At 58.2% G+C, this 14,849-nt stretch carries 12 protein-coding genes; 7 read left to right on the top strand and 5 right to left on the bottom strand.

What is annotated here, in order from left to right:
• Nucleotides 1–29: 29 nt before the first annotated feature.
• From odhB to sucD, 4 genes are all read left to right on the top strand, one after another.
• Nucleotides 30–1,592, top strand: coding sequence for a 2-oxoglutarate dehydrogenase complex dihydrolipoyllysine-residue succinyltransferase (gene odhB / locus LL947_RS09630; RefSeq protein ID WP_499833054.1), 1,563 nt, complete (start codon nucleotides 30–32; stop codon nucleotides 1,590–1,592).
• Between the two features lie 90 nt (nucleotides 1,593–1,682).
• Nucleotides 1,683–3,122 (top strand): dihydrolipoyl dehydrogenase, encoded by a 1,440-nt coding sequence (gene lpdA / locus LL947_RS09625; protein WP_404413559.1) that lies wholly within the window; start codon nucleotides 1,683–1,685, stop codon nucleotides 3,120–3,122.
• Nucleotides 3,123–3,276: 154 nt separating this feature from the next.
• On the top strand, nucleotides 3,277–4,443 hold the full coding sequence (gene sucC / locus LL947_RS09620) for an ADP-forming succinate--CoA ligase subunit beta (RefSeq protein WP_404413557.1): 1,167 nt from the start codon (nucleotides 3,277–3,279) through the stop codon (nucleotides 4,441–4,443).
• Nucleotides 4,443–5,315, top strand: a complete 873-nt coding sequence (gene sucD, locus LL947_RS09615; protein ID WP_404413555.1) for a succinate--CoA ligase subunit alpha — start codon at nucleotides 4,443–4,445, stop codon at nucleotides 5,313–5,315. The genes sucC and sucD overlap by 1 nt, the downstream gene beginning before the upstream one ends.
• Before the next feature lie 130 nt (nucleotides 5,316–5,445).
• Here sucD and LL947_RS09610 read toward each other — a convergent pair whose 3' ends face one another.
• The gene (locus LL947_RS09610; protein ID WP_499833053.1) at nucleotides 5,446–7,386 is read right to left on the bottom strand and encodes an exoribonuclease II; all 1,941 of its coding nucleotides are present in this window, start codon (nucleotides 7,384–7,386) and stop codon (nucleotides 5,446–5,448) included.
• 182 nt (nucleotides 7,387–7,568) lie between these two features.
• Here LL947_RS09610 and LL947_RS09605 point away from each other — a divergent pair, with 182 nt between their 5' ends.
• The gene (locus tag LL947_RS09605; protein WP_499833052.1) at nucleotides 7,569–8,444 is read left to right on the top strand and encodes an HAD family hydrolase; all 876 of its coding nucleotides are present in this window, start codon (nucleotides 7,569–7,571) and stop codon (nucleotides 8,442–8,444) included.
• Between the two features lie 13 nt (nucleotides 8,445–8,457).
• On the opposite strand, the gene LL947_RS09600 is transcribed toward LL947_RS09605, so the two are convergent.
• The 4 genes from LL947_RS09600 to LL947_RS09585 form a co-directional block, all read right to left on the bottom strand.
• On the bottom strand, nucleotides 8,458–9,546 hold the full coding sequence (locus LL947_RS09600) for a YcjF family protein (protein WP_499833051.1): 1,089 nt from the start codon (nucleotides 9,544–9,546) through the stop codon (nucleotides 8,458–8,460).
• Nucleotides 9,543–10,946, bottom strand: coding sequence for a YcjX family GTP-binding protein (locus LL947_RS09595; protein ID WP_404413548.1), 1,404 nt, complete (start codon nucleotides 10,944–10,946; stop codon nucleotides 9,543–9,545). The genes LL947_RS09600 and LL947_RS09595 overlap by 4 nt, the downstream gene beginning before the upstream one ends.
• Nucleotides 10,947–10,973: 27 nt before the next feature.
• On the bottom strand, nucleotides 10,974–11,174 hold the full coding sequence (locus LL947_RS09590; RefSeq protein ID WP_171701272.1) for a hypothetical protein: 201 nt from the start codon (nucleotides 11,172–11,174) through the stop codon (nucleotides 10,974–10,976).
• Between the two features lie 76 nt (nucleotides 11,175–11,250).
• Complete coding sequence (locus LL947_RS09585) at nucleotides 11,251–12,123, bottom strand: D-hexose-6-phosphate mutarotase (protein ID WP_499833050.1); 873 nt, start codon at nucleotides 12,121–12,123, stop codon at nucleotides 11,251–11,253.
• 112 nt (nucleotides 12,124–12,235) lie between these two features.
• Between LL947_RS09585 and LL947_RS09580 the strand changes: the two genes are divergently transcribed.
• Together LL947_RS09580 and LL947_RS09575 are read left to right on the top strand one after the other, a co-directional pair.
• Nucleotides 12,236–12,481: a GlsB/YeaQ/YmgE family stress response membrane protein gene (locus LL947_RS09580; protein WP_290823049.1), complete on the top strand. Its 246-nt coding sequence runs from the start codon at nucleotides 12,236–12,238 to the stop codon at nucleotides 12,479–12,481.
• A 210-nt stretch (nucleotides 12,482–12,691) separates the two neighbouring features.
• Complete coding sequence (locus tag LL947_RS09575; RefSeq protein WP_499833049.1) at nucleotides 12,692–14,698, top strand: DUF1266 domain-containing protein; 2,007 nt, start codon at nucleotides 12,692–12,694, stop codon at nucleotides 14,696–14,698.
• Nucleotides 14,699–14,849: the final 151 nt, after the last annotated feature.

The following is a 14,849-nucleotide window of genomic DNA, read 5'->3' as shown; positions in this document are numbered from 1 at the left end:
GGGTTCAAAGAAATTAAAAGGGAAACGAAATGGCTACTGAGATCAAAGCGCCAACCTTTCCAGAGTCTGTTGCCGAAGGCACGGTGGCAGCATGGCATAAGAAGCCGGGCGATAGCGTCGAACGAGACGAACTGGTTGTTGAAATTGAAACCGACAAGGTCGTCCTGGAAGTGGTGGCACCGGAAGCCGGCACACTGAGCGATGTCATGGTTGAAGAAGGTGATACCGTTGCATCCGAGCAGGTGTTGGGCACCCTGGGTGAGGGGGGCGCCAGGCAGGCATCCAGCAATGCGGATGCTGATAAAGGTGCTGAAGAAAAGCAGGACACATCAAGTGCACCGGCCACGTCTGGCGCGTCAGGCGGCAAGACCCATGAGGTCAAGGCACCGACCTTCCCTGAGTCCATTCAGGAAGGAACGGTGGCCAGCTGGACCAGGCAGGTGGGTGAAGCGGTCAAGCGTGATGATGTTCTGGCTGAAATCGAAACTGACAAGGTCGTTCTGGAAGTGGTCGCGCCGGCTGATGGCGCCCTGAGCGAAATCAAGGCAGAAGAAGGCAGCCAGGTAGAATCAGAAGCTGTGCTCGGGCTGTTTGTTGAGGGCGCTGGTGGTGACGCTGGGGATCAGGCTGCTGCACCTTCACCTGCGAGTGCTGCTGGCAGTGATGAAAGCTCGGATGAACAGGTGGGTGACAAGATTCTGGCGCCAGCGGCCCGTAAGATGGTGGCTGAGCATGACCTGGATGTCAGCAAGATTGCCGGCACCGGCAAGGGCGGCCGTATACTGAAAGAAGACGTGCAGAAAGCGGTCAAGGATGGCTCTGCCAAGAAAGCGGCCAAACCTGCCCCGTCAGCATCCGCCAAACCGGCCATGCCTGCGGTTGATGACGGTGAGCGCCCCGAGAAGCGGGTACCCATGAGCCGTCTGCGCCAGACGATCGCCAAGCGTCTCGTTCAGGCCCAGCAGACGGCGGCCATGTTGACCACTTATAACGAAGTGGACATGACCGAGATCATGGCCCTGCGTGCTCAATACAAGGATACTTTCCTGAAGGCCCATGATATCAAGCTGGGCTTTATGGGTTTCTTTGTAAAAGCCGCTTCAGAAGCGCTCAAGCGTTTTCCTGACGTCAATGCCTCTATTGACGGCACCGATATTGTCTACCACGGTTACCAGGATATAGGCGTGGCGGTGTCCACCGATCGTGGACTGGTTGTGCCGGTTCTGAGAGACACTGACAGCATGAAAATTGCCGATGTCGAGCGTAACATTGCTGATTTCGGCAAGCGTGGCCGCGAAGGCAAGCTGGGCATGGATGATATGATGGGTGGCACCTTCACTATCACCAACGGCGGTACCTTTGGTTCATTGATGTCGACGCCGATCATCAATCCGCCGCAGACCGCGATTCTGGGGATGCACAAGATTCAGGATCGCCCGATGGCAGTGAACGGCAAAGTGGAGATTCGCCCGATGATGTATCTGGCGGTTTCCTACGATCACCGCATGATCGACGGTAAGGATGCCGTCCAGTTTCTGGTGACCATCAAGGAACTTCTGGAAGACCCTGCACGCTTGTTGCTGGACGTGTAAGTCTCGCCACAAACGAACACGCATTCACGTTCAATTGCACTTCGCCTCCCGCCCCATACGGGGGGAGGCAACCAAGCTAAAGGAGCCAACATGGCTGATAAGTTTGATGTGATCGTAATCGGTGCCGGCCCCGGTGGGTATGTGGCCGCTATTCGTGCAGCTCAGCTCGGTCTCAAGACGGCCTGTGTCGAAAAATGGGTTGGCAAGGAAGGTAATGTTGTTCACGGTGGTACCTGTCTCAACGTTGGCTGCATCCCTTCCAAGGCGCTGCTCGAAGCCTCACACAAGTTCGTCGAAGCAAAGCATGACTTTGACGAATTGGGCATTCAGGCACCTGATGTCTCCATGGACGTCACGAAGATGATGTCGCACAAGGACAAGATTGTTAAGAACCTGACCGGCGGTATTTCCGGCCTGTTCAAGGCCAATGGTGTTACTTCTATCGAAGGCGCGGGTAAAGTGGCTTCGGGCAAGCAGGTTGAGGTCACCGGGCATGATGGCAAGACCACGATGTATGATGCCGATAACATCATCATCGCGGCGGGTTCGGTACCGATTGAAATTCCACCGACCCCGCTGGTTGAAGGCATGGTGGTTGATTCGACCGGGGCACTGGAGTTTCAGGAAACGCCCAAGCGTCTGGGCGTGATTGGTGCGGGCATCATCGGCCTGGAGCTGGGTAGTGTCTGGAACCGCCTGGGTTCAGAGGTCACCATGCTTGAAGCCATGGATGATTTCCTGCCAATGGTAGACGCCTCCATCGCCAAGGAAACCCAGAAGATCCTCAAGAAGCAGGGTCTGGATATCAAGCTGAATGCCCGGGTGACTGGCTCTGAAGTCAAGGGCGATGAAGTGGTGGTGAAATACACCGATGCCAACGGCGAGCAGGAAACAACGTTTGACAAGCTGATCGTCTGCGTGGGTCGTCGCCCCTATACCAAGGGCGTGATTGCTGATGGTGTCAGCATTGAGCTGGATGAGCGCGGCTTTATCTTTGTTGATGACCAGTGCCGTACCAACCTGCCTGGCGTTTACGCGGTTGGGGACTGTGTGCGTGGCCCCATGCTGGCACACAAGGCATCCGAAGAAGGCATTATGGTGGCAGACATCATTGCTGGCCATAAAGCCGAGATGAACTACGACACCATTCCGAATGTGGTGTATACCTTCCCGGAAGTGGCCTGGGTGGGTATTACCGAGCAGGAAGCCAAGGCCAAGGGCATTGACGTAAAAGTTGGCGCCTTCCCGTTTGCCGCCAGCGGTCGTGCCATGGCCAATAACGCAACGGAAGGAACCGCCAAGGTCATTGCGGACGCTGAAACGGATCGTATCCTGGGCATGCACATCGTCGGCCAGCACGCCGGTGAAATGATTGCTCAGGGGGTAATTGCCATGGAGTTTGGTTCCAGCGCCGAAGATCTGGCCCTGACCTGCTATGCCCACCCGACCATGTCGGAAGCCGTGCACGAGGCAGCGCTTGCCGTTGATGGCCATGCTATCCATATGGCCAACCGCAAGAAGCGTAAATAAGCCGGCTAACCTATAAGAAAGCGCCACCGTAAGGTGGCGCAACGCTTTCGGCCATGCCGGTCTGTTACCTCGCCGGCAGGAACCGCAAGCACGGGGATGGTAATCACTGACGTTTGCCATCGTTCGAGTCACATGCAACCAATGGCATGAATCGATGAATCTTCACGAGTATCAGGGCAAGCAGTTGTTTGCCGATTATGGTTTACCTGTATCCAAGGGCTTTGCCGTGGATACGCCAGAAGAAGCCGAAGAAGCGTGTAAAAAAATCGGCGGTGATATGTGGGTCGTCAAGGCTCAGGTTCACGCAGGCGGTCGTGGAAAGGCGGGCGGGGTTAAACTGATCAAGGATCCCGCTGAAGCCAAGACCTTCGCCGAGCATTGGCTTGGCAAGAACCTGGTGACCTATCAGACAGACGAAAACGGTCAGCCAGTGGCCAAGATCCTGGTTGAGACCTGCACGGATATCGCCGATGAGCTGTATCTGGGTGCGGTGGTCGACCGTACGACCCGTCGCGTTGTCTTTATGGCATCGACCGAGGGCGGTGTTGAAATCGAGACCGTTGCGGAAGAAACACCTGAGAAGATTCTCAAGGCCGAGATTGATCCGCTGGTGGGTGCACAGCCTTATCAGGCCCGTGAACTGGCCTTTGCGCTGGGTCTTAGCGGTGATCAGGTCAAGCAGTTCACCAAGATTTTCCTGGGGCTGTCCAAGCTGTTCCACGAGAAAGATCTGGCGCTTCTGGAAATCAACCCGCTGGTCATTACCGATGAAGGTAACCTGCACTGCCTCGACGCCAAACTGGGCCTCGACAGCAATGCGCTTTACCGTCATCCGGACCTGCAGGCCATGCGTGACCCGTCCCAGGAAGACGAGCGTGAAGCGGATGCTGCCAAGTGGGAGCTGAACTACGTAGCGCTCGACGGTAACATCGGATGCATGGTCAATGGCGCAGGCCTTGCCATGGGTACCATGGATATCGTCAACCTTAACGGTGGCAAGCCGGCCAACTTCCTCGACGTGGGTGGTGGTGCTACCAAGGAACGCGTTGCAGAAGCGTTCAAGATCATCCTGTCTGACGACAACGTCAATGCCGTGCTGGTCAACATCTTTGGCGGCATCGTACGTTGCGACATGATTGCTGAAGGCATTATCGGTGCCGTTGAGCAAGTCGGTGTTAACGTACCGGTGGTCGTACGTCTGGAAGGTAACAACGCCGAACTGGGTGCGGAAAAACTCGCGTCCAGTGGTCTCAACATCATCGCGGCTACCAGTCTGACCGACGCGGCTCAGCAGGTCGTTAAAGCGGCGGAGGGCAAGTAATGAGCATCCTGATCGACAAGAACACCAAGGTCATCTGCCAGGGTTTCACCGGTGGCCAGGGCACGTTCCACTCCGAACAGGCGATTGCCTATGGCACGCAGATGGTCGGCGGTGTGACGCCGGGCAAAGGCGGCCAGGAGCACCTCGGCCTGCCCGTTTTCAATACCGTGAAAGACGCGGTCGAGAAAACCGGCGCGGAAGCCAGCGTTATCTATGTACCGGCCCCTTTCTGCAAGGATTCCATCCTTGAAGCGGCCAATGCGGGTATCAAGCTGATCGTGTGCATTACCGAAGGTATTGCCACGCTGGATATGCTGGAAGCCAAGGTGAAGTGCGACGAGCTTGGCGTACGCCTGATTGGCCCGAACTGCCCGGGTGTCATTACCCCGGGTGAATGCAAGATCGGCATCATGCCGGGTCACATTCATCAGCCGGGCAAGGTCGGTATCGTATCGCGTTCAGGCACCCTGACCTATGAAGCCGTCAAGCAGACCACGGATCACGGTTTCGGCCAGTCGACCTGTGTCGGTATCGGTGGTGACCCGATTCCGGGCTCCAACTTCATCGATATTCTCGAAATGTTCGAGAACGATCCGAAGACAGAAGCCATCGTGATGATCGGCGAAATCGGCGGCACCGCCGAAGAAGAAGCGGCTGCCTTCGTCAAGGCCAACGTTTCCAAGCCCGTGGTGTCCTATATTGCCGGTGTGACAGCCCCTCCCGGTAAGCGTATGGGCCACGCAGGCGCTATCATCTCAGGCGGTAAAGGTACCGCTGATGAGAAGTTTGCTGCCCTGGAAGACGCCGGTGTCAAGACCGTACGTTCTCTGGCTGAAATCGGCGACGCCTTGAAAGAAGTCACCGGTTGGTAAGACGCTGCCTTGCAGTGGCTTGTAAAATGTAAAAAGAGCACCCCAGGGTGCTCTTTTTTGTGCAGGCAATAAAAACGGCGCTGAAAAGCGCCGTTTGCGGAGTACCTGCCGTTGTCTCCAGACAGTGAGGCTAGACAACCGGGCGAGCCACCAGTGAGCGGGTTTCCTCACGGGCTTCGGTCAGCGCCACGCGTAGGCTGTCGCCCAGTTTGAAGCGTTCTTCGCCTTCAATCTGAATGCGGCCTTCCTTGTCGTCGATCACTACCTTGGTGCGGTCACTGTGCATCAGGGGGGCGGGCACAAAGGCGGTGGCGCCATTTTCCAGCAGGCGTACCCGCATGCCCCCCCGGTTGATGGCCATCACTTCGGCGTCAAAGGCTTGCTGATTCTCTGCCGCCGGGGTCAGGTAGCGTACATACAGCCAGTCCTTGACGTCGCGCTCAGCCATGCGGTTCAGACGGCGGCGCTCGGTGAGCTGCTCGGTGAGCTGCTGGCTGGCTTCTGCTGGGGCCTGTTCACCCTTGAGGATACGCTTGATCAGGCGATGGTTGACCATATCACCGTATTTGCGAATCGGTGACGTCCAGGTGGCATAGGCATTCAGGCCCAGGCCAAAGTGCGGCCCAGGCTGGGCTGACATGCTGGTAAAGCCCTGGAAGCGCCGCAGACGCGCGTCCAGCCAGGCGTCTTCACGGCTTTCCAGCGCCCGTTTGAGATCCTTGTAGTGGGCCAGTTCAAGCAGCGCTTCACGGGCAACCTCAATCTCCTGCCCGGCCAGAAACTCCTGGGCGGCTTCGGCTTTATCAGGCTCAAAGGCACGGTGGACATTAAAGATGCCGTGGCCGATATGCTGGGCCAGATAATCAGCGCAGCAGGCGTTGGCCACGATCATCGATTCCTCGATCATGCGGTTGGCGATGCGGCGCTCTTCGGTGCGAATTCCCAGCACGTTGCCTGCATCGTCCAGGTCGAAGACGTAATCCGGACGATCCTTGAACACCAGGGCATGCTCGTTACGCCAGGCGGTGCGTGCTTCGGTCAGTGCCTGCAACGCCGTGAGCTGTTCGGCGATGTTGTCCGCCGGCGCCCAGTACCCCTGGCCTTCAATCCAGTCGGAGACACGGTCATAGGCCAGCTTGGCGTGTGACATGACGTTAGCCGCAAAGAAGCGATATTCGCCGAGGCTTCCATCGGCGTTAATATCCAGAGTGCAGGCCAGGGCAGGACGCTTTTGACCTTCCCACAGCGAGCAGAGGTCATCGGCCAGCTGTTCAGGCAGCATGGTGACATTCTGACCCGGCAGGTAGACGGTAAAGGCGCGGGTACGTGCTTCGAGATCAGCCGCATGGCCTTCTTCGACGTAAGCGGTCGGGTCGGCAATGGCTACGCTCAGGCGCCAGCCGCCGCTTTCCAGGGTTTCGACATGCAGGGCGTCATCCATATCCCGGGTCTTCTCACCATCAATGGTAAAAAACGGCCAGGCAGTCAGATCTTCGCGGTTCAGTCCTTCGTCCAGCAGCGGCCAGTCGGTGCCCGCATCCGGGCATTCCTGTTCCAGTGCATGGCGGGCAAGGGTTACCCGCCATGGCACGGCCGGGTCATCTGACTTGGCCACCAGTTCATCAATCTGGGCAAAAAAGCCCCGGTCGTTCTCTTTCAGCGGATGGCGAACCAGGCGGGCAACCACCCAGTCGCCGTCTGCGATGCTGGCTTCATCCAGGCTGTTCTTGATGCGGGCCTTGAGTACATTGCGAATAGACGGGTGATCGGGCACCACCGCCAAACGTCCCTCACGTTTTTGGACGCGGGCAATAAAACGGTCGAGCCCGGCTTCAAGCAGTTTTTCCGGTTCGACAGACTGCTTGTCGCCATTTTCATGAATAACGGCTTCAATGCGATCGCCATGCAGGACCTGCTTCATGGCGGGCGGTGGGACGAAATAGGATTCACCTGCGTCGGTTTCCAGAAAGCCAAAGCCTTTTTCAGTGGCCTTGATCACGCCTTCTGCGCGCGGGGTGGTGTCACGAATCTGTTGCTTGAGTTGGGCAAGTACCGAATTATTTTGCAGCATGAGGTCAATCAGTTGGCAAGGGTAGGGGTCACACTATACGGATTCCCGTGCGCCAGGCCAATCACCCGGCTCACAGATGCTGATCGTTTGTTGAGCATCAATATCTTAGCGTCGCCCATGTGAATCGGTTAAGCTGCTGAAAGTGCAGGCGTGTCTGCTGAATATCAAACGAGGAGGGTGTAATGGCAGTGCAGCTGATTGTTTCCGACCTGGACGGAACCCTGTTGGACACTCACCACCGCTTGCATGCAAGCACCATCAAGGTGTTGCGTTTGCTGGCCGAACAAGGTCACCACATCGCCTTGGCATCCGGCCGCCATTACCATGACATGCGGGTGTTCCGCGATCAGCTGGATATTCCCATTCATCTTATCAGCACCAACGGCGCCTATACCCATGACCCTGCAGGCCAACTGTTGAATGCCAGCTATCTTCAGCCCGATCATGCGCAAACGCTGATTCAGCTGCCCCGCCCACCCGAGGTGCGGCTGAGCCTGTACCGGGAAAGTGGCTGGCATGTGGATGCACCCGCACCGCATCTGCTCTCAATTCATGCCACCACCGGTTTTACCTATCAGGTAGTGCCACCAGAAAAAATGGACGCTGATGGGGTGGGCAAGGTGCTGTATCTGGGGGACCCCGCGGCGCTGGCCGAACTGGAAAGCCAGGCCTATCAAGCGCATGGGCAGGGGCTACATATTACCTACTCCACCTCCAATGCCCTGGAAATCATGGCCGGCGGCGTCAATAAGGGCGTTGCCCTGTCTGCCCTGCTGGAAAAGTTGGGCCTGGCTGCCGCGGATTGCCTGGCATTTGGCGACAACCTTAATGATATCGAGATGCTCAACCTGGCCGGTGAAGCCCAGGTGATGGCCAATGCCCACCCGGCGCTGTTTCAGCGCGTTACTGGTGCTCGGCGCATCGGCCATCACAGCGATGCGGGTGTTGCTCAGTGGCTGACAAAACGCTTTAAGTTACAGGAGGCCGTTGATGTTTCATCGCGGTCGCGACAGAGGCCCTTTTTGGTACAGAGTTGTTGCAGAGCAAGGCGTGAGTAAACGGCAACAGACTCTAATCCTCCGATTGGGCGTTGCGCTGGGTATCGAGGCGGCGGATCTGGCGCCATAGATCCTGGCGCAGGTCTGTCATTCGCGGTTGCTGTTCGGGAGTGAAGGCCAGCGGTCGGCACAGCCGCTGGGCTCTCAGCCCCAGCCGGGCGCTCAGCAGGCCGGTGGCCAGGCCCTGGCTGGCACGTGCGGAAAGGCGCCCGGCCACATCCAGAGACAGCATGTCCATACCGGCATCGGTGGCAAGTTCGCTGGCACCGGCGAAGGCCATCTGGTAGAGCACGCTGCGAAACAGTTTCAGACGGCTGATAAAACTCAGCTCCAGTCCATACAGTCGGCAGAGGCGGTTGATCATTGCCAGGCTGCGCCAGGCGACCAGCGCCATATCCACCAGTGTCAGCGGGCTGACGGCTACCATGATGGCGGTTTCCCCGGACATGCGCGAAATCAGCCGCTGGGCTTCCCGATCGCGTGGGGCCAGCAGGTGGTAATCGAGCAGGGTCATGATGTCTGCGCTGCTGTGATGCGGCTGGCTGGCATGTTGAAAGGCTTGCCAGTGCGGGTCGTCATCACTGAGCTTCAGCTGGCGTCGCAGGGTATCGGCCTGTTGCATGGCCTGACGGGGGGAGCGCTGGGGAAGTTCCGCCAATGCTTCACGTAGTGTGTCATGGCGTTTAAGGCGTTTGAGGCGCGTTAATTCTCGCAGAAGTGAAACAGCGCCAAATCCAATAAGCCCCAGGCCGAAGAGATGCCAGGCAGCATCCAGCCAGCGTGCCTGTTCAAAGGCAACGGGAATGCCCGATACCAATTCGGCACTCCCTAACGCGGCCACTCCTGCCAGGGAAAAGATCAGCCCCCAGCGGCGTTTGCGCGGCGCAGACAGGGTTTCTTCAGGTAACGCCTTGTGGTCTGACGGTGTGGTTTCCAGCGGTTGGTGGGCGGTGTGTGCATCAAAGCGACGGGTGCCGCGCAGGGTATCTTCAGTGTCACTGTTCGGGCGCTTCGCGCTGTCGGCCTGTGCGTCATCAAGCGAAAAGTGACGCCGCGGACGAGGCTGGGGTGCGTTACTGTTCTCTGTCTGAGGGTCGGTCATGCGAGTTTGTCTCCCAGTAACCAGTCAAGGGCGGCATCCATGCGGATATGGGCAAGAGCCTGATCAGATGAGCCCATGGGGCGAAAATGCGGAAAGTCGAAGCCCTGCTGCTGCCAGAAGCGCTCTTCTGGCAGGCGCGCCGGCACATCGCCTGGGTAAATTAGCACGTCTTCACCTTGCAGGGTGGTGCCGTAGAGGGCGGCCAGGCGCTGGCCCTGCTGATTGACCTCGCGGGCCTGGGTGGCCCGGATCGCCGCCAGCGACAGCGCCTTGACCGGAATGTCGGCAAAGCGCAGATCTTTGAGCGGCTCGGCCAGTAGCGCTTCAAGCAGGCGGACCAGATTACTGTGTTGATCAGGCGTGACATGGTCTGCCTTGGTGGCGGCAATGGCGAGGCGGTCAATGCGCGGCGAAAACAGCCGGGTCAGCAGGCTGCGCTGGCCGTAGTCAAAGCTGTGCATCAGCTGCTGCAGCGCCCGAGACAGATCTTCAAACCGTTCGGGGCCGGCGTTCAGCGCCCCGAGAACATCGACCAGCACAATCTGACGGTCAAAGCGGCGGAAATGGTCACGATAGAAGGGTTTGACGATATGCTGCTGATAATAACGGAATCGTTTGGCCAGGGTGGCATAGACGCTGGTTTCAGGCAGCGCCTGGCGCTGCTCGGTCGATAGCCCGATAGCCGGTAAAGGAAAGAACTGCAGTACCGGCGCCCCTTCAAGTTCCCCGGGTAACAGGAAGCGCCCAGGCTGCAGGTCTGAAAAACCGGCCTGTTTGGCCTGTTTCAGACCATCAGCGTAGGCCGCTGCCAGGTCGGCGAGCTGGGCTTCATCCGCCTCAGCGGCGGGGTCAAGCTGCTCGACTCGGGCTTGCCAGGCGCTGAACAACGCCTGACGATGCACGCCGCTATGCTGGGTCTGGGCCTGGCACCAGCTGTCGAAGTCATGGGCCAGCATGGGCAGGTCGAGCAGCCATTCACCCGGGTAGTCAAACAGGTCCAGGGTCAGGTGGTTGAACTCCGGGGCTAACCAGCCGCGCTGGGCAGGGCGATAGCGTAACTGCAGGCGCAACTCGCTGATTCCGCGCGTCGGTTCTGGCCAGCGCGGCGGTTTGGCGTTGAGCGCATCGAGGGCGGCATCGTAAGGAAAGCGTGGAACGCCCAGATCCGGCTGGGACAAGCGTTGGGCGCCGAGCAAGCGGCCCTCGCGTGCCGCTGGCAAGAGGTCGAGTTGCGCCTCAAGCCCGGCATGGCGCAGCTGGTTGACCAGAGACGTCAGAAAAGCGGTTTTTCCCGCCTGGGAAAGGCCGGTAACGGCCAGCCTGAGCTGCCGATCACGGGTACGTTCCATCAGGTTGGTCAGTTCCCGCCCCAGGCGTTCGCGGTTAAAGGGGGATGGCATCAGGCGTGGCTCCTCTGGAAGACGCCGCTATGCGCCACTTTGGCGTAGCATCTGCACCAACTGGTAAAACATCGGCAGGGTCGCAATCTGAAAACCTATCACGGCAATGACATAGCCGGGCCAGCGGCGGGTCATTTTCTGCGCGAGCGTCAGCCCAACCAGGCAAACCACCATGCCGAGCAGATTGAAAACCAGCGTCGCGGCTTCAAGCCAGTACTGAGGGTTCATGGATAAGCGTTCCTTGTTGGCTAAAAGGGATCAAAGATCAGGATGATGTAACGCCTGCGGATTTGAGCAGCCAGTGTCAGGCGCGGCTGATGGTGGTACCCAGCATGTGCTGGGCATCTGGCACCAGCCAGACCGGGTCGAGCCGGGTGTTGGCCGCTTCCACGCATAAAAAGCGTCCAGCGGCCTCTGCCGGGGTATCCGCTGGCAATGCGTCGCCTGGATGCCAGATCACGGTCGAATCGCTGTCGTGTTTGGCAATCCGCAGTTGACGGCTGCCGTCATCAAGAATGACCGCTGCGTTGCTGTGGTAGATACGGTCGATAGGGCCGCGAATCGCCAGGGTGCCTTGCTGCTCGTCTTCGGCGAAACCACGCCGCTTGTCGAGATAGCGCGCACCGGCCAGCCCTTCCAGGCGGCAATGCTGAACCTGGTCAACCGCCAGATAGCTGTGCAGGGCGGCACTGATCTTGACCGGTGCTGTGCCGCAGTTCTCGCTGATCAGCTCAACGTGCAGGCGCTGGGCGTTGGCCTGGATCACCACGCGCACATTAAGCTGGCTATGCAGCCGGTCTTGGGGTGAAAGATGGGCTTCAATACCTTCTTCATGCTCGTCAACCGCCTCAAGGTTCCACAACGCATGGCGGGCCAGCCCATGGAAGGGGCCACTGCGGTCGTCACTTTCATCGGCATAGCGCTCGTCGCCAAACCACGGCCAGCATAAGGGAATGCCGCCGCGCAGTGCTCCGGGAAGTGCCTGGGGGTTGGGCGTCATCCATAGCCAGGGCACGGTATCATCGGCCGGTTGAAAGTGGACTACCTGCCCACCCTGCAAGGCAATGGCAAGCTCACCCCAGGGCTGGTTGAAAAGCACCAGCTCACGCTCCTGCCAGATAACCGTCTGTTGGCCTTGGGTAGCCTGAATCAAATGGCGAAGCGAATCGGGAATCATCAGTTATCGTGCTCCTGTGTGGTCGGCCGATATTATCGGAGGATATGCTATGGTAGAACATGCGAATGATACAGGTAAAATTCCACACAAATGATAGGACTTGGAGTCTGATATGGGCTTGATTGCATGGTTGATTATCGGGGGGCTGGCAGGCTGGATTGCTGGCAATATTATGCGTGGAGGCGGCTTCGGCATTCTGGGCAACATCGGTGTTGGCATTGTTGGAGGCGTGCTGGGCGGTTTCCTGTTTGGCTTGCTCGGACTGAAAGCGGGTGGCTTTATTGGTTCTCTGGTCACCGCAATTGTGGGTGCTGTGGTATTGCTGTGGATAATCAGCAAGGTCAAGCAGTCAGATTGAAAACACCCAGCTCGCTAACACCGCCTGCTATTTCCGCCCGGTCATACCGGGCGGAGATGTTTTTGCTATTGGCGTGGGCTGGCTGAAGTCACCTGGGTTACACTACGCGGCCCTAATGAGCTGGCGCTGAAAAATAATGGTGCCAGGCCACCCCTGAAGCAAGACGAGGTGATTCTTGGTCGATGCAATAACCTCAGGGTGTCATTGCTGATGCCCCGGAAGATGAATCCAGCATTTCAACACTGGCCACAGGCTTCAGCGGCTCGTTGCTGGCGTGTCTGCGCGCTGCTCAGGCCGGTCACCGAGTATCCGGGCAGCGGCAATGCCTGGCCGGACGCGGCAGAGTGGCTGCATAAGGCCTGGGATATCAAGGACCACGACTCCCTGATGACAACGCTACTGTGGTTGAGTGCCCAGGGGGAACGCCAGCGTTGGGACGTTGAGGCCGGTTTGTTGAAAACGCTGAATGATGCCGAGCATGCCGCCTGGCTGGATGAGCATCAGGAAGCGCCGCATGCACGTCTGCTGTCAACGTATATAGCCCAGCAAGAACCGCTGGACTGGGCCGCCTGGGACTGGCTGCGCATGGCCGAGCTTGCTTGGGCGGGTGCGTGCTGTGGTTACCTTACCCAGCAGGATGCCGATCATGTTGCAGCCCATTCGGTTGATCTCTTGTGTCAGCGCTACGCGGACTGGACAGAACTGTTAAGTGCCTTCGTGCGTGGTTTGAGCCTGTTTGAAGGTGAGGATCGCCGCGACCTTGGCTGCTCGGCCAATGAGCAGGAGCTGTTGGTATCTCCCCATAGCCCGTGGGCTGAGCCTCTGCAGAGTCTGTTGAATAGCGAGGTACGTGATGCGTCTCGCAAGACGCTAAGGCGATGGCGTGAGAGTGCCTACCACTGGTTGTTGGCTCTGGCCGGCGTGCGTGAGCCTGAGTTGATGCTGCGCCAGGGTGGCGTAGCCCTGATGTTGCCTGAAGCCAGGCGTATGGAAGTGGCGCATTTTCTGCAGGATACCCTGGGGCTGCATGCGGATGAAGGGGCCGGAGCCATGGCCCGTTACTGGTTGCCCGCCCAGGCGCACCACCTTAATCAGCTGGCTGCCGACGCCTATCATGGTATCCGGCCAGCACTGCACAGTGTGTTTGGTGAAGCTGACCCCCAATGGCAGGAACAGCGTGATGCGCTGAAATTGATCAGTCGCCATTCGGCGACGATTCATATGGCCGAAAAATTCGCCTTTTACCTGCATATGGCATTGGATAGCCAGCTGTTTGATCAGGACGCGCTATTGGATTATGTCGTGGCGCTGAAAAGCAGCCTGTGCCGTTTTTATCCTGATGCCCACAGCCTGCTCCGGGCCTGGTTGGCCTGGGAACAGTGTCTGCCGGATACCGACAGCCAGTCACTGGTGCATGAAATTGCCTGGCATCTTGATGACCCGGGCAGCCTGTTCAACTGGCTCGACTGGCAAGCCGGAACCTGGCGTGAACCGGGCGTAAGGCCGGCCTTGAGTTACTTTACGGCCATGGCGCTTGCCGGACCGCTGAATAGCGCCGCCTGGGGAGAGCCGTATCCGGAAAGTGAGCGCGAGCAGCGTGAAATTCTCGCTTGGGTCGAGAACCACTATCAGTTACAGAACGCCGCTGAGTTGAAGGAATTTATCCGCTTTATGCTGGACTCCGGCGACCGTCAGGACTATCAGGTCAATTACGCGCCCTATACGCTCAACCCTGGGCGCCTGGATGCCGAGATTGCCATTCTGGAATCCGGGCAGTGTGGCCCGGAAGAACTTCAGCACCTGCTCCGCCTTCAGCGCGTGCGCGACGATGAAGATGGCTGCAACAAGATGGATATGACCGCCTGGGATATTGCTCAGGTAGTTGACCTGGCAATTGCCGGACGGCAACTGGACTGGCTGACGTTGGCAGAGTTTCATCACCTGCTGGATCAGGCGTATGGTTTGGCAAGCCAACACTACAGCAGTTGGCAGACCTACGCCGAGGGGCTGTACGCCGGATTCTCTTTCTTTATGGGGGATACCCCCGAGCGCGACAGTTTTCTGGCCGGTCTGCGCCAGGCCCTGACCGCCTGGCTGTGCGCTGCTCCTCTATTGGCAGGGCCCTGGGCAAGCCTGGATTTTCCCGGCAATAAGCCGCGCCATTTTGCACCACTACACATAGACACCTTGCCGGGTGATCAACGTACCTTGCATTAACGAGGGCTCATTGAATGGCTGCTTTATTCGCCAATATGAGGTGTTTTCGCTTATAGTCCTGTGTATACAAGATCAGAAATGCACCGCCAGTGAAAAACCGCGGTTGGATGAGAGGACAAAGGCGCATGGTAGCGTTCACTAAGTTTCCCCA

Origin of the sequence: Halomonas sp. BLK-85, assembly GCF_044792155.1 — a bacterium.
Classification (GTDB): domain Bacteria; phylum Pseudomonadota; class Gammaproteobacteria; order Pseudomonadales; family Halomonadaceae; genus Vreelandella.
Note: the sequence above shows the minus strand (reverse complement) of the source record. Positions and strands in the feature narration are given on the sequence as shown.

Excerpts from the sequence above, each read along its gene's own strand:
- LL947_RS09600 (WP_499833051.1), bottom strand. The coding sequence starts at position 9,546 with ATGACCGACCCTCAGACAGAGAACAGTAACGCACCCCAGCCTCGTCCG.
- LL947_RS09595 (WP_404413548.1), bottom strand. The coding sequence starts at position 10,946 with ATGCCATCCCCCTTTAACCGCGAACGCCTGGGGCGGGAACTGACCAAC.
- LL947_RS09590 (WP_171701272.1), bottom strand. The coding sequence starts at position 11,174 with ATGAACCCTCAGTACTGGCTTGAAGCCGCGACGCTGGTTTTCAATCTG.
- sucD (WP_404413555.1), top strand. The coding sequence starts at position 4,443 with ATGAGCATCCTGATCGACAAGAACACCAAGGTCATCTGCCAGGGTTTC.
- LL947_RS09580 (WP_290823049.1), top strand. The coding sequence starts at position 12,236 with ATGGGCTTGATTGCATGGTTGATTATCGGGGGGCTGGCAGGCTGGATT.
- lpdA (WP_404413559.1), top strand. The coding sequence starts at position 1,683 with ATGGCTGATAAGTTTGATGTGATCGTAATCGGTGCCGGCCCCGGTGGG.
- odhB (WP_499833054.1), top strand. The coding sequence starts at position 30 with ATGGCTACTGAGATCAAAGCGCCAACCTTTCCAGAGTCTGTTGCCGAA.
- LL947_RS09575 (WP_499833049.1), top strand. The coding sequence starts at position 12,692 with ATGCCCCGGAAGATGAATCCAGCATTTCAACACTGGCCACAGGCTTCA.
- LL947_RS09610 (WP_499833053.1), bottom strand. The coding sequence starts at position 7,386 with ATGCTGCAAAATAATTCGGTACTTGCCCAACTCAAGCAACAGATTCGT.
- sucC (WP_404413557.1), top strand. The coding sequence starts at position 3,277 with ATGAATCTTCACGAGTATCAGGGCAAGCAGTTGTTTGCCGATTATGGT.
- LL947_RS09585 (WP_499833050.1), bottom strand. The coding sequence starts at position 12,123 with ATGATTCCCGATTCGCTTCGCCATTTGATTCAGGCTACCCAAGGCCAA.
- LL947_RS09605 (WP_499833052.1), top strand. The coding sequence starts at position 7,569 with ATGGCAGTGCAGCTGATTGTTTCCGACCTGGACGGAACCCTGTTGGAC.